Below are 21,383 nucleotides of genomic sequence, written 5' to 3'. Positions count from 1 at the left end.
TGCTGACCGGAGGAAATCTTGAAGAATAGTCGTCACCGTTTCCTGTGGCGCGGCCTGCTGGCCGCCGCCGCCCTGACCGCCGTCGCGGCCTGCGGGTCGTCCCGCCCCGAGCGGGTGGACCTCAGCCACAGCTACCGCATGGTGGACGAGCGCGGCCGCACCGCCGGCCAGGTGGTGTTCTATCCGGCCGGTGGCGGTGCCGTTTACGACGCCGACAACAACCTGATCGGCAGCGTCGCCCCGCCCAATTCCACCACCATGGCGCCGCCCCCGGCGCCGGTGCCGCGCAACTATCCCTAAAGTTCTCCCGGCCCTCAGACACGTGGTTCCCCTCCCGCCTGAGGCTCCTTGGGTGGGGACCGGCCGCCCCGGTCCCCACCCATTTTCTTGCGCCCCATGCCGTGAAAAATTTCTTGGCGCGCGGCAGTGGGCTGCGCCTGGGCTTTACCGTTCTCCCAGGAAAAGCGCCACCCTCCCCTGCATTGACGCCTCCTGAGCACCGTGGCATTGAGGCCGGATCGGCCGGCCGCGGCTGTTCAAGAAATGCGGCTGTTCAAGAAATACAGGGGAGACGCCGTTCCATGAGCCTGCCGCCCGTCCTTGCCCAGAACCTGGCGCTGCCGGTCATCGCCTCGCCCATGTTCATCGTGTCCAACCCGGATCTGGTCATCGCCCAGTGCCTGGGCGGCATCGTCGGGTCCTTCCCCGCGCTGAACGCCCGGCCGAAGGAAGCGCTGGATGAGTGGCTGACGCGCATCGACACCACCCTGGCCGACGCCCGCGCCGCCAATCCCGACGCCAAGATCGCGCCCTATGCCGTGAACCAGATCATCCACCAGTCCAACGACCGGCTGGAGCACGACATGGAGGTGTGCGTGCGCCACAAGGTGCCAATCATCATCACCTCGCTGCGGGCGCCCGGTGACATCGTGCCCCACGTTCACAGCTACGGCGGCCTGGTGTTCCACGACGTCATCAGCCTGCGCCACGCGGAAAAGGCGCTGGAGGCCGGGGTGGACGGGCTGATCCTGGTGGCCGCCGGCGCCGGCGGCCATGCCGGGGCGCTGAGCCCCTTCGCCCTGGTGGGGGAGGTGCGGCGCTTCTACGACGGCCCCATCATCCTGTCCGGCGCCATCGCCACCGGCGACGCCATCCTGGCGGCCCAGGCGATGGGGGCGGACCTGGCCTACATGGGCACCCGCTTCATCGCCACGACCGAGGCCAACGCCGCCGCCGGCTACAAGCAGGCCATCGTGGAGGCCAGCGCGTCCGACATCGTCTACACGCCCTTCTTCACCGGCGTCGCCGGCAACTACCTGAAGTCCAGCATCGTCGCCGCCGGCATGGATCCCGACAACCTGCCCCAAGTGGACCTTAGCAAGATGAACTTCGGCGCGGCCGCCTCGGGCGCCAAGGCGTGGAAGGACATTTGGGGCGCCGGCCAGGGCGTGGGCGCCATCGGCGACGTCCTGCCCACCGCCGACCTGATCGCGAAGCTTAAAGACGAATACGCGGCCGCCAGGAAGCGCCTGCTGGGCCTGCAGGCGATTGTATAAATGAAGAAGGGGCGCGCCGGCCGGACCGGCGCGCCCCGTTTTGCTTCAAAGCGGCCTTAGTGGTCGGAACCGTGCAGGATCTGGCCACGGATGCCCGTGTCGTAGGCCAAGCCCGCCTCGGTCACGATGGCGGCGTTGGGGAACTGCGACTTGATCAGGCCCTTGCGCTCCAGCGCCACCCAGGCGGCCTCGTTGGACAGGCCGGTGGCATCGGCCGACATCACGGTGTAAGGCCCCAGGTGGAAGTGGTTACCGTGCGCGTGGGGGAAGCGGTCGACCATCACGCCGCCCTCGACCACCGGCTGGCCCACGCCCTCAAGCCCGGCCAGGACCTGAAGCAGGGTCAGAGTCTTCAGCTGCAGGGCATTCAGGTTCAGCGGGTTCTTTTTCACGGGCGGCATGGGCGGGTCCTCAAAGGAAGGGCTATTGGGCAATGAATATGGGGTTGCCATTTACCCCCGCCAGCCAGCCGGGGGCAAGCCGTCAGCAATGCTGGCCTGCCCCAACGCCGCCCCCGGCGTCAGGTCTTGCCGGCCCGCGTCCACCATCCCGCCGGCAGGTTCAGTTCCAGCAGACCCGCCGCCAGCATGATGCCGCACAGCCACCAGGTCTGCCACACGCCGTAGGAGAAGCAGCCCACCGCGATGGTGGCGGCGATGGCGGCCAGCGCCGTGGCCTGGGCATAAGCCGGCAGGCGCCGCGTGCCCCAGGCCAGCCCCACGCCCAGCCATGTGTAGAGCAGGCTGCCCACCACCCCCAGCTCCAGCAGCACCTGCAGGAAAATATTGTGCGGATGCAGGGGGATGATGGGGGATTCAGGGTGGAACTTGGAAACCTCGCCCTCATCCGGGATGTTGCGGGAACTGTCCAGTCCCCAGCCGAGCAGGGGTTTTTCCAGGATGCGGCGGGCGGCCACGTCCCAGATTTCCACCCGGTGGCGGAAGCTCCACGGCATGCGCGCCTCTTCCGTCAAGCCGGCGCGGTGCAGGGCCAGCGAGATGGGGATGGAGAGGGTGGGACCGGCCACCAGCGCCACGATCAGCAGCACCCGGGCCGTGCGCGCGGAAAGCCGCGCCAGGCCGTAGAACACCAGGCCCGCGCCCAGGCCCACCTTGGCCGAGGCGCTGGTGCCGCCCAGCGCCGCCAGGAAAAAGGCCGCTGGCATCACCCAGGCCCAAGGCATGGCCCGCCCGGCCGGGAGCAGCCTCATCGCCGCTGGCGCCGGCAGGCGGGCGATGGCCCCCCGGCCGGTGACCCAGGCCAGACGAGCCAGGCCCAGACCCAGGGGCCAGGCCAGCGTGGCGAACAGCACGGCGGGCCGGTTCAGCGCCCGGTCATGGTCTACTTTCGTGCCCTCAAGCGCCTTTTCCAGGCGGTAGATGGGTTGGTCGCCCACCACCTCGACGGCGAAGATGGCCAGGCCCACCAGCATGCCGATGACGGCCCAGCGGATCAGCAGCCAGCGTCGCTGCTCATCCACCTCGCGCAGGGTGCCGATCCAGAACAGGAAGGGCACGACAGTGTAGAGGAAGGTCAGCAGCTGCCCCACGCCGTCCTTGCGCACGGGCGTCCACAGCACGGATACCGCCCCCAGCAGCAGGCACAGCGCCAGGGGCAGCAGGGGCGTGGCGCGCCAGGTCGCGCGGGCGGTGAGCAGCGTGGGCAGCCGGCGGGCGGTGAGCGCGTAGAGGATGCCGCCCAGGAAGGACAGGCTGATCAGTGCGGGTGCCGTGCCCAAGGGCAGCAGGGCGCAGACGAAGCCCAGCACGGTCAGCAGGAATAGCGTCAGGCCCGTCCATGCCAGGCTGAAGGGCGCCGCCTTCCGGGATATGGCGGTGGGCTCGGCCGCCGGCGGGGCGGCAGGCAAGGGGGACATGACCGGTGCACTGGCCCGCAGTTCGCGCGTGGTCTGGGTCGACGACATCTTGCTCCAGCGTATCTCTCCGGTGGCCCAAGGCCCCCCAGCCTGGCCACCAAGGCCCCACCTTTTACTCGGGAACGGCCATGGTCCTAGCGCTTTTTTATCAGGTCACAGGATGGGCATGGGGATAGGCCGTCACCTGGGCCAGCAATTCAGCCGCGGCGTCCGCCACGTGACTGAGGGAAAGTGCCGCCATGCGGGCCTCGGGCGACGCGCCCGGCTCGGCCACCGGCGCCACCACGGCCCGGGCTTGGGAACCCCACGGCGCATAGAGGTGCGACGGGGTGGGCCCGAACAGACCCAGCGTGGGCGTACCGGCCGCGGCGGCCACATGCATCAGGCCGCTGTCGTTGCCGACGAACAGCCGCGCCCGTTCCAGGCAGGCGCCCGCCAGCAGCGGATCGGTGCGGCCCACCAGGTCGATGACCCGGCCGGCACCCAGCGCGGCCCCCAGGGCGTCCAGCACCGGTGCGCAGCGCGGCCGTTCCGCTTCCGCCGCCAGGACCATGACCCGGGCGGGGCTGGGACCGGCCGCGAGCGGGCCGGCCACCATCCGTAGGGCCAGCGCGGCGAAGCGATCCGCCGGCCATTCCTTACCCGTCCAGTTGGCGGCGGGGCCCAGCGCCAGGATCGGGCCCCCGGTGTCGGGCCCCAGAAGGACGCGCGCCTCGTCGCGGATGGCGTCATTCAGGAACAGGCGGGGGTTGGGCGGCGGCTCCAGCCCCAGCACCTGGCCCAGAGACACGACCTTGGGCTGGCGATCGTCACCGCCCCGGAACGTGGCGCGGCGACCGGCCAGGACCAGGCGCGACACGGCGCTGTTGCGCAGATCCACCACCAAATCCCAGCGCCGGCCCGCCACCTGCCGCCACAGGTCCAGCCAGTGGCCGGCCAGCCGCCGCTTGGGCATGGCGATGATCTCGTCCAGGCGGGGCACGGCGCGGAACAGGGGGGCGGCGATGGGACCGCAGGCGATGGTGAAGCGCGCATCCGGCATCTGGTGCACCAGATGCCCCAGCAAGCCGGTTGTCAGCACCGCGTCGCCCAGACGGGTGGAGGTGATGAACAAAACCCGCAACAGACTGGCCCCCAACCCACGGCATGACCCCGGCGACCGGCCCCTTATACAAGCGCCGTCAGACGCTTGCCAATGCGGCGATGGCGGTCGACCCTTGCATACGGATGGGAACCCTTGCGGCGTAACGCGCCACCCCTTACCTGTTGAAGCACCCCATTGGGAAAACTGTTCAGGTCCGGCATCATGACTGAAGGCGTCGCATTTTCCTGGCCCCTGGTCGCCCACGGCGTGGCCGGCCGGCTTGCCGACCGGGGCGTGCTGGCGTTGACCGGGCCCGACGCCCGCACCTTCCTGCAGGGGCTGATCACCAACGACGTTCGCCGCGTCAGCGCCTCCCACGCCATCTACGCCTTGTTCCTGACCGCCCAAGGCAAGTTCCTGCACGAGCTGTTCGTGACCGCCCAGGTGGATGCCGACGGCAACGAAACCCTGCTGATCGAGACGGAAGCGGCGCGGGCGCCCGACCTGCTGCGCCGCCTGTCGATGTACAAGCTGCGGTCCAAGGTGGCCTTGGCCGACGCCAGCACCCAGTGGGCGGTGGGCGTAGCCCTGGACGGGGCGGCGGTGGACGCCGCGCCAGGTGCCGCGGGGATCATGGAAACGCCGGACGGCCCGGCCATCGCCTATGTCGACCCGCGCCATGCCGGTCTGGGCTTGCGCCTGCTGCTGCCCCGCCCGCTGGCGGAGAGCCTGCCCGACGCAGCCGACGCCTACGCCCGGCGCCGGCTGGACCTGGGCGTGCCGGATGGCAGCCGCGATCTGGTGCCGGAAAAGTCCATTCCGCTCGAGAACGGCATGGACAGCCTATCCGCTGTGGCCTTCGACAAGGGCTGCTACATGGGTCAGGAACTGACGGCCCGCACCCACTATCGCGCCCTGATCCGCAAGCGCCTGATGCGGGTGACGGCAACCGACGGAAACGCCCTGCCCGCCGCCGGCACGCCGGTGCTGTGGGGGGAGCGCGAGGTGGGCGAAATGCGCAGCAGCCTGGGGCCCCTGGGCCTCGCGGTCCTGCGGATCGAGGACGTGGAAAAGCCCGACGTGGCCCTGAGCTGCGGCGGCGTGCCGCTAACGGTCAGTGGCCCGGTGCCGGCGCCCCGGCCTTGAGCGCGGCGGCGGCGGCCGCCTCGGCAGAAGCGATCAGTTCGGCGTAGAGCCGTTCCAGCGCCTCCAGGCTGGTGGCCTGGTTGTAGGCGGGCAGCTCCGGCCGGTGACGCAGGCGGAGTCCAGCCGCACGGGCCTGTGCCATCGCCTCCAGCGCCACGCCCAATTGCTCCGCCAAGTCATCGGCATCGCCCAGGGCCGCCAGCGGGGCCAGCGCCAAGCCGCTGCCCGTTCGCGCGCCGTCGGCCGCGCTGAACGCGTCCCTGCCGTCCTGTGACGGGGGCTGCAGGATGGTGCGGGCCCCTTCCGAGGCGGAGGCCACGACGGGTACGCCGGCGTCCAGTGCCTCCAGGAACACCAGACCGAACGGTTCGAACCGGGAGGGGGAACAGAACAGGTCGGCGGCGTGGTAGAAATCTTTTACATCGCCCCGAAAGCCCAGGAAGCGGATGGCCGGGCAGTCTGCCGCCTGTTGGCGCAATGCCCCCATCTCGGGACCATCGCCAACGATGGCCAGCTTGAGGTGCGGGTGGTCCAAGCCGCGCACCGCGCTGACCAACAGGTCGAAGCCCTTTTCCCGGATCAGCGGCCCCACGCCCAAGGTCAGCACGTCGCCCGGCAGTTCCGCACCCATTTCCGCACGCAGTGCGGCGATGCGGCCGGCATGCGGGACGGGATGGGCCTGCCGCCACAGGTTCACGCGGGCGATGCGCCCCTCGAACCCGCCCAGCTTGGCCTCCTGTGCCTGCCAATCGGTGGTGGCGACCACGGCGTCGTGGTTCTGGTACCACCGGCGGCGGTAATCGGGGTGCATGGTGGCCAGCAGGGATGGGCGGCCCGGCAACAGCGGCCGCAGCCGGCCCACGGTCTGGCCCGCGCGGCCGCCATGGCAATGGATGACATCCGGCCGGAAGCGGCGGATATGGCTCCATATCCCCGGGGCCATGAGGCCGGGTCCCACCGTCACCACCCGCAGTCCCGGCAGCGCGCCCGAGGGCGGTAGCTGGTCGCGGATGGAACGACCGCCCGCGTCGGCGCAATCAGCCCGGACGATCAGCAGCACGTCGTGGTGGCGCGCCTGGGCCGTCGCCAATTCCGTGACGTGGCGTTCCGCCCCACGGAACCCTTTGGACAATATAATCTGGACGATACGCATACAGGCCCTCGATACGAAACCCGCGCAGCCACAACGGCGCAGACAACCGGGCCTCCTCACCCAGGATCCAGGCGCACCAACTTCGCCCGACCTGATCCTTCCTACGCCCTGCCCGGCGTGGGGGCAAGCCCCCGCCCGGCACCCGGCATTAAGGTCGCAATCGCGCACCCTGGTCGCGCGGTCTCTTGGTACGCGCCTGATGACGCCAACCCATCATCGTGCCAGCCGGCGCAAAGTGCTTAAGTACAAAGTCATTGACGAAGATGGGGCGCCCTCCCACACCATGCGCCTTGGACCGGGGCGCCTTGGACCGGGGCGCCTTGGACCGGGGCGCCCTGGACCGGGGCGCCCTGGAGATCGGCGTGTGTGGAAATGGGACGACAGGCGGGTGGGGGGTATGAGGTCAGGGGTCAGTTCATCGCACGGCACCGCCAGAGGGGGCCACGCCGGCAGCCTGCGGCGCGCCAGCGGCTGGATCGCCGCCCTGGTCGTCGTCGCGTCGGTCGCCCTGGTGGCGGCCGCGACCTACAACATGGCCCTGTTCAGCCGCGTGGACAGGTCGCTGGATGAGACGCCAGCCGCCGCCGCCGCCAAATCCCGCGCCCTGGATGAGGCGCGGTCGGCCCTGGGTAACGGCGGGCTTCTGAACGCGCTGGCCGTGTACGCCGAAACCGGCAGCGCCCAGGCGCGGGCCGACATCGCCCAGGCGCTGGAAACAGCGGACCGTAACGTCCGCGCCTTCGAAGGCAACCGCCTGACCACAGCCGAATCAGATCTGGCGCGCGACCTGCACCGCCTGATCGACCGCTATCGCGCGGCGGTGAATGCCGCCGGCGACAAGCCGCAGGCCCTGTCCGGCGCCACCGGCCTGTCGCTGATGACCCTGCATGCCGCCGTGGCCGACCGCATCGCCCAGCTGCGCCGGCAGGAGGTGCAGACCACGGCCGATGTCCTGGCCGGCCCCGCCCGCGCCGGCTTTTGGCTGGGAATCGCCGCCGTGGGCGCCATGCTGGCCACGGCGGCGGCGGCCCTGTGGCTGATCCGCCTGCGCCTGCTGGTACCATTGGCCCAGTTGCGCGACAGCGTGGGCGGAGTCGCCCGGGGGGATTGGCGCGTGCCCGTGGCCGGCACCGACCGCGTGGATGAACTGGGCGACATGGCGCGCGCCATCGAGGGCTTCCGCCGCCAGGTGGCCGATCTGCCCGACGTGTCCATCATCACTGAGAACGGGCGCGTGCGCCTGAAGTTCGACGGCGATGCCGGCGACCTGTTCGACCAGCTGACCGCCCGCCTGCGCAGCGCCGGTGACACCCTGGCCGGCAATGGCGACGCCGTGTCCACCCTGGTGGCCGACACCCGGCGCGACCTGACCGGCCTGCTGAGCGGCACCCAGCGCGACCTCACGGAATTGCTGGGGGACACCCGGCAGGAGCTGACCGACAGCGTGCGCCGCATGGGCGAGCTGTGCGGCGCCGTGGCCAAGGCCGCCGGCGACAGCAACCGCGAGATCAAGGAGGCGACGGAGCTGTTGAGCCGCGCCGCCCTGCAGGTCCACGCCTTCGACGACCGCGGCGGCGGTGGCGGGCTGGACAACTTGGTGGAGGCGCTGCGGCGCAACGCCGACCTGGTGGCCAACACCGTGCTGACCGCGGGCGAGGACGTGGGCCGCGTCGTGCGCGGCCTGTCGGAGACGGAGGGGGAGCTGCGCCGCGCCACAAGCCAGGCGCAAGAGGCCAACGAGCGCATGAACAGCGCCATGGGCGACCTGCAGAACAAGCTGCTGGCCTCGGTCAAGCTGCTGCGCGCCTCGGGCGAGATGCTGGCGAGCAGCTCGGCGGAGGCCACGGCCGGCCTGACGCGCGCGACGGAAGCGGTGGGCAACAGCGACCGCAACTTGCAGGCCGCCTTGGCCCACGCCGGCGATCGGCTGGAACGGGTGACGGGCCGGGTGGAAGGCTCCGCCGAATTGCTGCGCGGCACGGCGGATGAGGTCACGCGCAACCTGTCGGGCGCGCTGGACGGCCTGAACCGCGCCAACCGCCTAATCGAGACGGCAGCCGAGGCCAACAGCACCCGCCTGGAGCCGGTGGCGGAAAGCCTGGCGGCGGTACAGCGCGACCTGGCGGGGGCCGCCGCGGGCGTGGCGCTGCGCGCGGGCGAGATGACCCGCACCCTGGACAGCCTCGGCAAGATATCGGAGGCCATGCGCGCCGAGCTGGAACGCCGCAGCGCCGATCCTGACCAGAAGGCCGCCGCGGACGAGGCCATCGCGCGGCTGGAGGCCACGGCCCACGCCCTGGGCGACCGGGCCGGCAGCATCGGCGACACCGCCACCCGCCTGTCAGACATGCTGGCCGCCGGCCTGGGCGACGCCGGGACGCGGGTGGAGCAAGCGGTGCGCGACCTGCAGCGGGAAGCCACCAGCCTGGCGACCGACGCCAGCGGCGCCACCAACGCCCTGAACCGCGCCCTGGCCCGCCAGGACGAGGCGACGGAATCCCTGCGCGCGCTGACCAGCGGACTGACGGAGGCACTTACACCCCGCGTCGATCCCAACCTGGCGACCGTGCAATCCCTGGCCGACGGCCTGCGTATCCGCATGGAGGCGGCCGACCGCACCATCCGCGGCCTGCTGGACCTGACCGGTGACCTGAAGGCCCTGGTCGACAGCAGCCGCGCCCACGAGCAGGCCAGCACCGCCGCCACCAAGGATCTGGGCGACCGGCTTGCTGCCATCGCCGAGCAACTGCGCGCCACCGCCGGCAGCTGAGGCCAGCCCGGCGCCAACCCGCCCGGCGCCATTCCCGGTAAAGAAGAGGGCGACGGCCGGCCGGCCGTCGCCCTCATCGCTTCAGCGGAAGGTCCGCTTACTTCGCCGCCGGCGCCGCAGGGGCCGCGGCGGGCGCGGACGTGGGGGCCGGCGCGGTGGCGCCCACGGGCACCAGCGTGACGTTCACCGGGCTGTCGTACTTGTTGTCGGCACCGCTGGCGCTGTCGATGGCCCAGCCGATACCGCCGCCGGCCAGGATATTGCCGACGGTGGCGCCGGCCGTGCCGGACTTGTTCAGGAAGGTCGCTTCCTGGAAGCCATCCTTGGTGCAACGGATGGTGATGTCGTGCTTGGTCTTCTTCACCGTGGCCGACGCCGGGGTCTGGCTGACCCGGGCGATGACCGTGCCTTCCCGTTCCAGGGCGCAACTGGCACCGGCGGGATTGGTGTTCACAGTGATTTCCTGGGAGGTGCCCTCGATGATGGAGGAGCAGGCCGACAGGCTGAATATGGCCAAAGTAGCAGCAAGCGCTAACCGAATATGCATGAGGATTCACCACTAAGGAGATAGCAATCTCCCGAGCATATTGATTGCCGATTTGTGATTCATTGCATGATTGTGGTTAATGGTAGCCGCAAATGGCGGCATAATGTCGCAGCGTCATGCCGCCCCATCCTATGCGGGGTCGTCGCCCAGTGCCGCGTCGTACGCCCGGCGGCTGGCGCGGATGGCGGGCTGGTGAAGGGCGGCCCATTGGGCGAGTTGCGCCAGGTGGGCGGAGAAGCTGCGGCCCAGGTCCGTCAGAGCGTATTCCACTTGCGGCGGGGTGGTGGGGAACACGGTACGGCGGGCCAGGCCGTCGCGTTCCAGCTTGCGCAGGGTCTGGGCCAGCATGCGCTGGGAAATGCCCTCGATGGCGCGGCGCAGGGCGTTGAAACGGGCGGGGCCACCGTCCAGGTGACGAATGACCAGGACGCTCCACGCGTCACCCAGGCGGTCCAGCACGTCGCGCACCGGGCAAACGCCATCCTCCGCGTCGGGGCGATAGCCGGCGGCCACCACATCTTCGGCGATCATGGGTTCAGTTGGCGGGGCAGGCGCACGTCCATCCATGAGGGGTCCCTCCAGTGCGACCGGCGCCAATTCACAGGAGCGCCGGGTGGTAATGCGGCGATAACCAGGGCACGAAAACATGCCTTCTTCAAAGCCGAGGGCCAAAGTGGCATCTGGTTACCGAACGTAACCTAGTCCGCTGTGCGATTGTTCGCCAGCGCTCAAACCGGAGACATCCCATGAAAGTCGCCCTGATCGGCGCCACCGGCAATGTCGGCACTCGCATTTTGGCGGAGCTGCGCCGCCGCGGTCACACCGTCACCGCCATCGCCCGGGACGTGGCCAAGGTACCGGTCCAGGACGGCGTGACCGCCAGGGCCGGCGATACCGGCGACGCCGCCGGCCTGGCCCCTTCGCTGGCCGGCCACGACGCGGTCATCAGCAGCACCCGCTTCCAGGGTCTGGACCTGACCTCGCTGCTCAGCGCCATCAAGACCGCCGGCGTCAAGCGCCTGCTGATGGTCGGCGGCGCCGGCTCGCTGGAGGTGGCGCCGGGCGTGGCGCTGATCGACACGCCGGAATTCCCGCCCGCCTATAAGGCGGAGGCCGGCGCCGGCCGCGACGTGCTGAACGCGCTGCGCCAGGGCGACATCGGCGTGGAATGGACCTTCCTGTCGCCGTCCGCCTTCTTCTTCGCCGGGGAGCGCACCGGCCGCTTCCGCCTGGCTGACGACCAGTTGCTGGTCGACGCCACGGGCAAGAGCCAGGTCAGCTATGAGGATTTCGCGGTCGCGCTGGTGGATGAGGTGGAAAGCCCGGCGCACGCCAACCGCCGCTTCACCGTCGGTTATTGATAAGGCTGAGGAAACGGGGTGCGGCCATCCGCCGCCCCCGTCTGCCTTTGGTTTTGATGCGGCGCAACAAAAATTACTCGGACAGGGAATGGTTTTCCGGGAATGCATCCGACATCCTGGTCATCCCTTCGTCCGGGTATCGGTCCGCCGCTAAAGTCCTGCAACCATCCCGCCCATCGACCGGTCCCGGTGCTTCCCCCCTTTTGGCTCTGAACGCCTGGGAGTAGTGCCGACATGAATCGTGACGAGATCCTCTCCGCCAGTTCCATGCCCCTGTTCAGCCCCAGCTATCCGCGGGGGCCCTACCGCTTCATTCGCCGCGAATATCTGATCATCACCTATGAAAGCGACCCGGAAGCCATCCGCCGGGCCCTGCCGGAACCGCTGGAGCCGGCGCCGGGCAACCTGTGCTTCTATGAATGGATGAAGATGCCGGATAGCTCCGGCTTTGGCGATTATGAGGAGAGCGGCACCGGCATCGTCGCCCAGTTCAATGGTGAGCCCTGCAACTTCTCGGTCCAGATGTACCTGGACGATGAGCCGCCCATCACCGCCGGCCGCGAGATCTGGGGCTTCCCCAAGAAGTACGGCATCCCCCGCCTGAAGGTGCAGAAGGACACCCTGACCGGCACGCTGCACTACGACGAAGAGCGGGTGGCCATGGGCACCATGACCTACAAGCACTTCAGCCTGGCCGACCGGCTGGATGAGGTGGCCAAGGGCATCGGCAAGCTGAACGTGAACCTGAAGTTCATTCCCGACGTGGACGGCGGCCCCAAGGTGGCCCAGCTGGTGGGCTACAACCTGACCGACATCCATGTCCACGGCGCCTGGGACGGCCCGGCCCGCCTGCACCTGATGCCTCACGTCAACTGCCGCGTGGCCGACCTGCCGGTACGCCGCATCGTCGGCGGCCGCCACCAGGTGGTGGACTTCACCCTGCCCTTCGGCCGGGTGCTGCACGATTACATGGCCTGATGCGGCGCGGGTGGGCGCATCCCTCGCCCACCCATTCCCGACCCAATCGTGGCGTCAGCGCGCCAGGGCCGCGTCGCGCACGGCGTCGGCCACCAGGCGCAGGCCCAACGCCCCCATGACCGTTCCCGTCACCCGGTCGATGCCGCCCTTGGCCTTCAGATAGGCGCGGCGCGGCGCCGCCGCCGAAAAGGCCGCGGCCACCACGCCGTACCAGCCGGCCTCGATCAGGAAAATCACCGGCGGCAGAACCAGCAGCAGGTGGGACGGCGGCCCCCCAAGCTCGGACTGGGCGGGCAATAGCGCCGCGAAGATGCTGGCGTAGGCGATGGCGGTCTTGGGATTGCTGAGCTGGGTCGCCAACGCCACGACGAAGGCCCGGCCCAGGGAAGGGGCGCGGCCCTGGGCCGGCGTGTCCGCGCTCATGGCCAGCGGTGTACCGGCGCCCCGCCACATGCGCAGGGCGAGGTAAAGAAGGTAGAGGCCCCCGGCCAGGCGCAGCGCCATGTTCAGCCACGCCACTTGGGTCAGCAGCGCGGTCAGGCCCAGCAGGGCCAGGGTTCCGAAGAAGGTGCCGCCCACGCCCATGCCGACGGCGGCGGCCAGGCCATTGCGGCGGGACTGGGTGACGGCCGTGCGGGTGACCAGCACGAAACTGGGACCAGGGGCCATGGCCCCCAGCAGCAAAGCGACGAGGATGGGGATCAAGCTGGCAAGCATAGGGCGCCCTTTCCATTCAAAACGGGTGGATGGCCCAGGCGTGCGGCACGAAGGTGCGCCCGCGCTTCCCGATGGTGCCCCATCCAGCCCCGTTCCGGGGCCTGCGCCAGTCACGCGGAGGGGAAGAGCGTAACCGTCACCCCCCTAGCCCGCAACCATGGTGCGCCGGTCCGCCCGCCGGCCGAAGATCAGCGCCGTGCACAGGATGACCGCGCCACACGCGGCCATGACCAAGGGCGTGGGCAAGAGGTTCAACAACGTCGGCGCCGCCGTCATGGCCACCAGCGTTCCCAGGCAGTCCAGCACCAGGAACAGGCGGAAGACGGCGGCGATCTCACCCCCGCTGAAGCGTGTCTGGCGTAGAGTGGTCAGAGGGATTTGGCACACCGGGCCGCCTGTCGCCGTGGCCACGGCCGACAGCGCGATGGCGGGCAATGTCCATGGCGCGGGCACGAACGTAGCCAGCGCCATGACGACGAAGCCGCCGCCCACCAGCACGTCGCCCGCGACCACCAGGGCCATGGGCCGGCGGGTCAGCACACCCCCTGGCGGCAGGCTGCCCACCACCAGGTTGCTGATCAGGTTGCCGGCGCCATAGGCCGAGAACAGCAGGGCCAGGGCGGACAGGCCGCTGAGGCCGAACCCGGCCAAACCCTGCTGACGCACCAGCAGGGGCAGCGACAGCCAAATGGTCAGCGTCCACAGGCCGCCGGTCAGGCCGCTGCGCCACAGCAGATAGGTGAAGGGCGGCTCCCGCCGCACTAGGCGCCAGCCAGCAAGCAAGCGCCCCGCGAGGGTGTCCGCCGCCGCGGCCGCGTGCACAGGCGCCTTCCCCGCCGGGTCGGCGAGATGCGACCGGACACTGAACACGGCGCAGGCCGATGCCAGGAAGCTGAGGCCGTTCACCCCCATCAGCGCCACCGGCGGCATCAGCGTCGCCAGGGCGCCCGCCAGCGTGGGACCGACCAGGCGTGCCAGACGCAAGGTGCCATCGAACAGGGCGTTGGTGGCGGCCAGCAGGCTGCGGTCCGCCGTCAGCCGCGGCAGCGAGGCCTGCAGCGCCGGGTCGAACAACCCCGCCAGGGCGGATAGCGCCACCGATGGCACCACCAGGGTCCACAGGGTGAGTTGGCCGGTCAGTGCCGCCAGCACCGGCACCGCTGCCAAGCCGGCGCGCGCCAAGTCGGCCGCCATCATGACGCTGCCCTGGTCCCAGCGTTCCACCCAGGCGCCCGCCAGCAGCGCCACCGTCATCAGCGCCACCGTGTCGGCCGCCGCGACATAGCCGGTGTCTGGCCCTACCAGCCCCACGGCCAGCCAGACCAGCGCCATTTGATGCAACTGGTCCCCCACCGCCGACAGCGACAACGCGCCCCATAGACGGGCGATGGGGCCGTAGGCCAAAGGTTTCAGCAGGCGCATCGAAAGAACGTCGGGAATAGGGGCCGCGTGGGTCACTTCCTGCTTACAGCAAGCGACCGGCCTGTCCAGTGCCGTTCCCGACAGTCAGCCCCCCACAGCCTAAAGCTTCATAGGGCCGTCGCGTCTGCACAGCTTTGCGGCAACATGCCTGTAACAATCCTGAATTGCCCAATCGCTGTGCGCCCGATTCACCGTTGCCTCTGCCGAAATGCTTATATCGCAGCCGCGAACGAACTGGCCCGGTTATTGCTGATAAACCCTGACAGAGTGAAAACGGTCTCATCCCCTGAAAAATGGGGCTGGAACCGGGGTTTTGGCAGTTGGGTCGATAAAAGAGAAACGCAAGCAGACTTCCATCCACTTCTCAATTTGACAGAGACGCATGACGAAACGGGCCGTCACCATCATTGTCAAAAATATTCTCCGGGCTCCAGGCTGCGCTGACCTGGTGGCCGGCCGGCATGCCGGTAAGATTCCGACTCTCGATACTCAGTATTTTGCTAATGATATTGCAGATATGGCCGCCCACGCGGGCGGCCATTCATATTTTCGGCGATCATTTCCTTTCACACCCCCATCAACCAGAGCATGAGGACACGCCCCGGGAGCCGCGCGCGGCGCTGACCCGGCAGCGCACCCCTGTACCGGCGACTACACGGAAATTGTGCGACGCACACGTCCGAAGCCGCCGCCGACTACCCCACTCCGCCCGCCGGGCCCGGCCCGGCGGGCCGGAGACGACAAGTCCCGCCGCTTAAAACCATAAGTGGCACGGGCGCGCACCGTCAGGCAGCGGGCGTCCGTCGATACAGGACCATAAAAACGGAACAGGAGAGCCTTGCCTTGACCACCCATTCCACCCGCAGCCCCGAGCGCCGCATGGCCCGCTTCTTGGGCGCCCTGGCCCTGACCGCCGTGCTGGCCGGCATCATCACAGAAGCCGGCATCATCTCATCCAGCGGAACGGCGACGGCCAAGCAGCCCATCACCCGCACCGACGCCGCCGGCGGCTTTCCCATCTCCGCCGCCGTATCCGTGCCGGCGGGATCGGACGTGGTGTACCTCAGCGGCATGACGCCGTCGGTGGCCGACCCCAACGCGCCCAAGGGCAGTCCGCAGGCCTATGGCGACACCGCCACCCAGACCGTCAGCACCCTGAACAAGATCAAGGAGGCGCTGGCCGCCCAGAAGCTGACCCTGGGCGACGTGGTCATGATGCACGTCTACCTGGTGGGCGATCCGGCCCATGACGGCAAGATGGATTTCGCCGGCATGATGTCCGGCTACACGCAGTTCTTCGGCACCGCTGACCAGCCCAACAAGCCCGCCCGCACCACCGTGCAGGTGGCGGGCCTGGCGGCCCCCGGCCTGATGGTCGAGATCGAGGTGATCGCCGCCCGCGCGCCCTGACGCCGTTCAGGCGGCCCAAGGGCCTGGTGACGCCCGCCGCGAACCGGCGGGCGGTCCCGCGATGCGGACAAGGAGGGTGCATATGCCTGCCATGACGGACCTGCCCCGCGCCGGGGTGACACGGCGCCATTTTCTGGAAAAGGCGGCGCTGCTGGGCGGCAGCGCCATGGTGATGACGGCGCTGAACGCTTGGGGGGCGGGCATCGCCTCCATGACCAGCGCGCCGCCGGCCCTGCGCGGATCGGGTGCGGGGCACAAGCTGCTGATCCTAGGTGCCGGCGTGGCCGGCATGACGGCGGCCTATGAAATGTCCAAGCTGGGCTATCAGGTCACCATCCTGGAGGCGCGCGCCTTCGGCGGCGGTCGCTGCCAGACGGCCCGCAAGGGCTTCAAGATGACGGAGCTGGGCGGGGAGGAGCAGGAGTGCAAGTTCGATGAGGGCCTGTACCTGAACCACGGCCCCTGGCGCATCCCGTTCTGCCATCGCTCCACCCTGCACTACACCAAGACGTTCGGCATCCCGCTGGAGGTCTTCGTCAACGAGAACGATGCCAGTTACGCCCAGTTCGACACGGTGAAGGGTCCCCTGGCCGGCAAGCGCGTGCGCCAGTTCGAAATACGGGCCGACATGCGGGGCTACACGTCGGAACTGGTGGCCAAGGCCGCCACCTCGGGCAAGCTGGACACCGGCCTGGCCAAGGACGACGTGGAACTGTTCATCGAGTACCTGCGCGGCGAAGGCTATCTGGAGAGCGACCTCAGCTATCGCGGCACGGAAGGCCGCGGCTACAAGGTCAACCCGGGCGCCGGCATCGATGACCCCGGCCCCGGCGTGCCCAGCACCCCCTACGCCTTCCCCGACCTGGTGCAGTCCCGGCTGTGGCGCATGGTTCAGTCGGTCGGCACCTTCGACCAGCAGCACACCATGTTCCAGCCGGTGGGCGGCATGGACCGCATCGCCAAGGGGTTCGAGAAGCACGTCGGCCACCTGATCAAGTACAACGCGGAAGTGGAGCGCATCCGCCAGTCCGACAGCGGCGTCACGGTGGACTACCTGGACACCAAGACAGGCAAGCGCGCCACGGTCAGCGCAGATTATTGCCTGTGCACCATCCCGGTCAGCGTGCTGCGCACCATCGATGCCGACTTCTCCGACGCCTACAAGCAGGCCATGGGGCAGCTGTCCTACGACCCTGTATGCAAGATCGGCCTGCAGATGAAACGCCGGTTCTGGGAAGAGGACGACGCCATTTATGGCGGCCATGTCTACACCGACGCCCCCGGCCTCAATTTGATCAGCCTGCCGTCATCCGGCTGGCAGTCGGCCAAGGGTGTGCTGTTGGGCTATTACATGTTCGGCGCCGACGCGACGGACATGAGCGGCAACACCCCGGCGGAGCGCGCGGCCATCGCGCTGGAGGCGGGGCAGCGTATCTTCCCCCAATACAAGGACAGCTTCGAAACCGCCTTCTCCGCCTCCTGGCACCTGATACAGTACAATCTGGGCGGCTGGGGCAACTGGAGCGCGGAGGCGCGGGCGACCGCCTATCCGGTACTGGTCAAGCCCGATCGTCGCATCTACTTGGCGGGAGAGCACATCAGCTACATTGGCGGCTGGCAGGCCGGGGCCATCGAGTCCGCCTGGCACCAGATCGCCCAGATCCATCAGCGCGTGGCGGCGTGAGGGAGGGGGGAATGCGCAAGACCATCATCCTCAGCGCCGCTCTCCTCACCGCTGGCGTCACCGGTCTGGCCATGATGTCGCCCGCCCTGGCGCAGGACGTGGCCAAGGGTCAGGACCTGTTCAACCACAAATGCGCCGCCTGCCACCAGAAGACCGGCCTGGGCGTGAAGGGCGCCTTCCCGGCATTGGCGGGCGACCCCTTCGTGCAGGGCGATCCGGAACCGGTGGTGCGCACCGTGCTGCAGGGCCGGGGCGGCATGCCCACCTTCGCGGCCCTGCTGAGCGAGGAGCAGCTGGCCGACATCATCAGTTACGTCCGCCAGGCCTGGGGCAACAAGGCCCAGGCCGTGGACCCGGGCTTCGTCGCGCAAGTGAAGGCGAACGCCCATCCGCAGGACAAGGCGCCGACCGTCACCCACTGATCGGCGCGGTCGGCCTGAAGTTCAACGGGTCCTGAAGGACACCTTTCCTGGACGGGGTCGGGAAGCCCCGAATCGAGGAAAGGGTCCGGAAAGGGCCAAGACAAGGGAAAGGAGTACGCTTGTAAGTCAAGCCGCCTTTCAAAAAGGCAAATCTACTTCCGCATCGCAATCGATGAGGATTTGAAAAGAGGCGGCCGGGGCAATGAGTCGCTTCGTTTCATAAAATTCGCGGGGAATCGCGCCATCAAGCTGCCGTGATCTAACAAAACATCCAAAGATCAGGGGGCCAACATGACGCTTACAAACAACACCAACGCCATAAGTGCGCGTAAAGCCTTGGGTATCGCCCTGCTGTGCTCAGCGGGATGGCTGGCCATGGGCGCCGCCGCGACCGCCGCCACGGCGCCGGCGCCCGCCGCCGACGCCGACGCGCTGTCGGAAATCGTGGTGACCGGCAGCCGCCGCGTGGACCGCTCGGTCGCGGACAGCCCGTCGCCCATTGACGTGTTCACGCCGGACGACCTGTCGCGCCAGGCAGGCGGTGACACCAACGACCTGCTGCGCCAGTTGGTGCCGTCCTTCAACGTCGCCCGTTTCTCCATCTCCGACGGCTCGACCTTCGTACGCCCGCCGACGCTGCGCGGCCTGCCGCCCGATGAGACGCTGGTGCTGATCAACGGCAAGCGCTTCCACCGCTCGGCCCTGGTGCAGATCGGCGCCAACGGCCTGACTGTGGGCTCGCAAGGCCCCGATTTGGCGCAAATCCCGGCCATCGCCATCAAGCAGCTGGAAGTGCTGCGCGACGGCGCCGCCGCCCAGTACGGCTCGGACGCCATCGCCGGCGTCATGAACTTCACCCTGAAGGACAGCGCCGACCAGGGCACGGTGGTGGCCCAGTGGGGCCAGACCTATGCCGGCGACGGCGGCAGCGCCCACATCCAGGCCAATTCCGGCCTGCCTTTGGGCGACCGCGGCTTCGTCAACATCAGCGCCGAGTATGTGAAGAACGACCCGACCTCGCGCGGGACGCAGCGCCCCGACGCCGCCAAGCTGGCGGCCCAGGGCCTGACCATCCCCAACCCGGCCCAGCGTTTCGGCGATCCGGCGGTGGAGGCGGAGCGGCTGTTCGTCAACAGCGGCATCGACCTGGGCGACAATTCCAAGGTTTACCTGTTCGGCAACTTTGGCCACAGCTACGCCAAGGAAAGCTTCAACTACCGCAACCCCACCACGGTGTCGTGGCTGATCACGCCCTTCACTCTGGACAACGGCGCCACCTTCAAGTGGAACAGCGTCTTCCCCAACGGCTTCACGCCCTGGTTCTATGGCGACATCCTGGATAGCAGCATCACCGGTGGCTACAGGACGACTCTGAAGTCCGGCCTGATCATCGACGCCAGCGCCAGCTACGGCAAGGATGAGCTGCGCTACAGCATCCGCAACACCGTCAACCCCTCGCTCGGGCCCAGCAGCCCGCACCAGTTCTATGTCGGGACCCAAATCCAGGAAGAGACCAACCTGAACCTGGACCTGACCTACCCCATCAATCTCAATTGGCTGGCCAGCCCCCTGACGCTGGCGGGCGGCGGCGAGTACCGGCGCGAAACCTACACCATCAAGTCGGGTGACGTGGCCTCGTACCAGGCGGGCAAGTACTACACCGCCGGCATGCCCATCGGGTCCAACGGCTATCCCGGCTTCACCGCCAACGATGCCGGCCAGTACCCCCGCGGCAACTACGCCTTCTATGCCGACGCCGAAGCCGACATCATCAAGGACCTGAGCGCCGGCGTGGCCCTGCGCTATGAAGACTTCGACGATTTCGGCGACACCACCAACTGGAAGATCTTCGGCCGCTATCAGCTGACCGACTGGGTGGCGGTGCGGTCGTCCATCAACACCGGCTTCCGTGCCCCCACGCCCGGCCAGTCGCACATCAGCAGCACGCAGACCACCTTCAAGGCGGGCAGCCCGGAACCCATCGTGCTGGGCACCTTCCCGGTCGACAGCGTGGTGGCCCAGTACTACGGCGCCAAGACGCTGAAGCCCGAGACCTCGTTCAACATCGCCGGCGGCCTGGTCTTCGACCTGCCGGGCGGCGTCAACCTGACCGTCGACTACTACAACATCAAGGTCGAGGACCGCATCGGCATCACCAGCGACTTCACCGTTTCCGCCGCCGACCAGATCAAGCTGGCGGCGCTGGGCGTGGTGGGCGCCAACACCCTGGGCAACGTCAACTTCTTCACCAATGCCTTCGACACCCGCAGCCAAGGTGTGGATATCGTCGCCAACAAGACCTTTGAGGTTTATGACGGCGACCTGCACCTGACGGCGGCGGCCAACATCAACCATACCGACGTCACCAAATACGACGCCGCCGTGATTGACGCCAACCGCAAGGCGGACATCGAAAACGGCCTGCCGCATTACCGCGTGAACCTGACCGCCACCTACGACATCGGCGCGCTCAGCCTCATGTACCGTGGCAGCTACTACGGCGCCTGGCAGGATAATTCCAGCGCCGGCCAGCATTACGACCCCGCTTGGATCTTCGATGCGGAGATCGGGTACAAGGTGACCGAGGCTCTGACCGCCACGGTCGGCGCGCAGAACCTGTTCGACAAGTACCCGCAGAAGAACCGCAGCGCCGGCCGCCTGAACTATGGCGATCAGTATCCCGACACCTCACCCTTCGGGTACGACGGCGGCATGTACTATTTCCGCGTGGCCTACAAGTGGTAAGCGCCTGATCCAGGCGTGATCGAGGGGGGCCGCCCGGGCGACTGGGCGGCCTTTTCCTTTGGTGTTTGCCAACACCCCGGCACCCGGCATAGTGGGTCCATAACAACCTTTGGGGGACGTCCTTTCCATGGCCGTTATCGCGACTATCCTGGTGGCCGTTGTGGCCCTGCTGCACGCCTGGTTCCTGGTGCTGGAAATGGTGCTGTGGACCAAGCCGCTAGGCCTGCGCACCTTCCGCAACTCCCCCGAAAAGGCCGCGCAGACGGCCGTGCTGGCCGCCAACCAGGGCCTGTACAACGGCTTCCTGGCGGCGGGTCTGGTCTGGGGCCTGGCCTATCCCGACCCGGCGGCAGCGCTGCACATCAAGACCTTCTTCCTGCTGTGCGTGATCGTAGCCGGCGCTTACGGCGCCTGGTCCGTCAGCCGCCGCATCCTCATGATCCAGGCGATGCCGGCGGCCGTGGCCCTGGCGGCGCTGTGGCTGGCGTGAAAACCTGACACGGGCCGGCGCG

General features: G+C 68.5%; 19 protein-coding genes and 1 riboswitch. Of the genes, 11 read left to right on the top strand and 8 right to left on the bottom strand.

The genetic code is table 11. From position 1 onward, the window contains the following. Window positions 1-18 precede the first annotated feature (18 nt). Together P5F91_RS21565 and P5F91_RS21560 are read left to right on the top strand one after the other, a co-directional pair. Entirely contained in the window at window positions 19-300 is a 282-nt protein-coding gene (locus tag P5F91_RS21565; RefSeq protein WP_145608773.1) for a hypothetical protein, read from the top strand. A 281-nt stretch (window positions 301-581) separates the two neighbouring features. Continuing rightward, a complete protein-coding gene (locus tag P5F91_RS21560; protein WP_277908230.1) occupies window positions 582-1,556 on the top strand; it encodes an NAD(P)H-dependent flavin oxidoreductase in 975 nt (324 codons plus the stop codon). Window positions 1,557-1,612: 56 nt separating this feature from the next. Here the strand turns inward: P5F91_RS21560 and P5F91_RS21555 are convergent, their stop codons facing one another. The 3 genes from P5F91_RS21555 to P5F91_RS21545 all read right to left on the bottom strand — a co-directional run bounded on the left by P5F91_RS21555 (window position 1,613) and on the right by P5F91_RS21545 (window position 4,555). Beyond that, entirely contained in the window at window positions 1,613-1,957 is a 345-nt protein-coding gene (locus P5F91_RS21555; RefSeq protein ID WP_004272344.1) for a hypothetical protein, read from the bottom strand. 119 nt (window positions 1,958-2,076) lie between these two features. After that, a complete protein-coding gene (locus P5F91_RS21550; protein ID WP_277908229.1) occupies window positions 2,077-3,480 on the bottom strand; it encodes an O-antigen ligase family protein in 1,404 nt (467 codons plus the stop codon). Window positions 3,481-3,580: 100 nt separating this feature from the next. Further along, the gene (locus P5F91_RS21545) at window positions 3,581-4,555 is read right to left on the bottom strand and encodes a glycosyltransferase family 9 protein (RefSeq protein WP_145608776.1); all 975 of its coding nucleotides are present in this window, start codon (window positions 4,553-4,555) and stop codon (window positions 3,581-3,583) included. A gap of 183 nt (window positions 4,556-4,738) precedes the next feature. Here P5F91_RS21545 and ygfZ point away from each other — a divergent pair, with 183 nt between their 5' ends. Then, window positions 4,739-5,662: a CAF17-like 4Fe-4S cluster assembly/insertion protein YgfZ gene (gene ygfZ, locus P5F91_RS21540; RefSeq protein WP_277908228.1), complete on the top strand. Its 924-nt coding sequence runs from the start codon at window positions 4,739-4,741 to the stop codon at window positions 5,660-5,662. Here ygfZ and P5F91_RS21535 read toward each other — a convergent pair. Beyond that, window positions 5,631-6,815 (bottom strand): glycosyltransferase, encoded by a 1,185-nt coding sequence (locus P5F91_RS21535; RefSeq protein ID WP_145608778.1) that lies wholly within the window; start codon window positions 6,813-6,815, stop codon window positions 5,631-5,633. The two genes, ygfZ and P5F91_RS21535, sit on opposite strands and share 32 nt — an antisense overlap. A 397-nt stretch (window positions 6,816-7,212) precedes the next feature. Here P5F91_RS21535 and P5F91_RS21530 point away from each other — a divergent pair, with 397 nt between their 5' ends. Beyond that, on the top strand, window positions 7,213-9,585 hold the full coding sequence (locus P5F91_RS21530; RefSeq protein WP_277908227.1) for a HAMP domain-containing protein: 2,373 nt from the start codon (window positions 7,213-7,215) through the stop codon (window positions 9,583-9,585). A gap of 97 nt (window positions 9,586-9,682) precedes the next feature. Here P5F91_RS21530 and P5F91_RS21525 read toward each other — a convergent pair whose 3' ends face one another. Both P5F91_RS21525 and P5F91_RS21520 read right to left on the bottom strand, forming a co-directional pair. Continuing rightward, complete coding sequence (locus P5F91_RS21525; protein WP_145608780.1) at window positions 9,683-10,132, bottom strand: hypothetical protein; 450 nt, start codon at window positions 10,130-10,132, stop codon at window positions 9,683-9,685. A gap of 129 nt (window positions 10,133-10,261) precedes the next feature. Next, window positions 10,262-10,663 carry a winged helix-turn-helix transcriptional regulator gene (locus tag P5F91_RS21520; RefSeq protein WP_277908226.1) on the bottom strand — a complete coding sequence of 134 codons (402 nt, stop codon included), beginning with the start codon at window positions 10,661-10,663 and terminating at the stop codon, window positions 10,262-10,264. Between the two features lie 215 nt (window positions 10,664-10,878). Here P5F91_RS21520 and P5F91_RS21515 point away from each other — a divergent pair, with 215 nt between their 5' ends. Both P5F91_RS21515 and P5F91_RS21510 read left to right on the top strand, forming a co-directional pair. Next, window positions 10,879-11,493 (top strand): NAD(P)-dependent oxidoreductase, encoded by a 615-nt coding sequence (locus tag P5F91_RS21515; protein ID WP_277908225.1) that lies wholly within the window; start codon window positions 10,879-10,881, stop codon window positions 11,491-11,493. Window positions 11,494-11,727: 234 nt separating this feature from the next. Next, window positions 11,728-12,471, top strand: coding sequence for an acetoacetate decarboxylase (locus tag P5F91_RS21510; RefSeq protein WP_040847588.1), 744 nt, complete (start codon window positions 11,728-11,730; stop codon window positions 12,469-12,471). 54 nt (window positions 12,472-12,525) lie between these two features. Here the strand turns inward: P5F91_RS21510 and P5F91_RS21505 are convergent, their stop codons facing one another. Next, entirely contained in the window at window positions 12,526-13,188 is a 663-nt protein-coding gene (locus tag P5F91_RS21505) for a LysE family translocator (protein WP_145608783.1), read from the bottom strand. Between the two features lie 25 nt (window positions 13,189-13,213). Next, window positions 13,214-13,312: riboswitch (ZMP/ZTP riboswitch) on the bottom strand. Between the two features lie 20 nt (window positions 13,313-13,332). Continuing rightward, on the bottom strand, window positions 13,333-14,610 hold the full coding sequence (locus P5F91_RS21500; protein WP_277908224.1) for an MFS transporter: 1,278 nt from the start codon (window positions 14,608-14,610) through the stop codon (window positions 13,333-13,335). An 843-nt stretch (window positions 14,611-15,453) separates the two neighbouring features. On the opposite strand from P5F91_RS21500, the gene P5F91_RS21495 reads away from it, so the two are divergent. The 5 genes from P5F91_RS21495 to P5F91_RS21475 all read left to right on the top strand — a co-directional run bounded on the left by P5F91_RS21495 (window position 15,454) and on the right by P5F91_RS21475 (window position 21,361). Then, window positions 15,454-16,020: a RidA family protein gene (locus tag P5F91_RS21495; RefSeq protein ID WP_277908223.1), complete on the top strand. Its 567-nt coding sequence runs from the start codon at window positions 15,454-15,456 to the stop codon at window positions 16,018-16,020. A gap of 82 nt (window positions 16,021-16,102) precedes the next feature. Further along, complete coding sequence (locus tag P5F91_RS21490) at window positions 16,103-17,704, top strand: flavin monoamine oxidase family protein (RefSeq protein ID WP_246134195.1); 1,602 nt, start codon at window positions 16,103-16,105, stop codon at window positions 17,702-17,704. An 11-nt stretch (window positions 17,705-17,715) separates the two neighbouring features. Continuing rightward, a complete protein-coding gene (locus P5F91_RS21485) occupies window positions 17,716-18,126 on the top strand; it encodes a c-type cytochrome (protein ID WP_145608785.1) in 411 nt (136 codons plus the stop codon). Between the two features lie 291 nt (window positions 18,127-18,417). Continuing rightward, window positions 18,418-20,871: a TonB-dependent receptor plug domain-containing protein gene (locus P5F91_RS21480; RefSeq protein WP_246134196.1), complete on the top strand. Its 2,454-nt coding sequence runs from the start codon at window positions 18,418-18,420 to the stop codon at window positions 20,869-20,871. A gap of 127 nt (window positions 20,872-20,998) precedes the next feature. Then, window positions 20,999-21,361 (top strand): DUF1304 domain-containing protein, encoded by a 363-nt coding sequence (locus P5F91_RS21475; RefSeq protein WP_145608786.1) that lies wholly within the window; start codon window positions 20,999-21,001, stop codon window positions 21,359-21,361. Window positions 21,362-21,383: the final 22 nt, after the last annotated feature.

Origin of the sequence: Nitrospirillum amazonense (genome assembly GCF_029594735.1) — a bacterium.
Taxonomy (GTDB): Bacteria; Pseudomonadota; Alphaproteobacteria; order Azospirillales; family Azospirillaceae; genus Nitrospirillum; species Nitrospirillum amazonense.
Note: the sequence above shows the minus strand (reverse complement) of the source record. Positions and strands in the feature narration are given on the sequence as shown.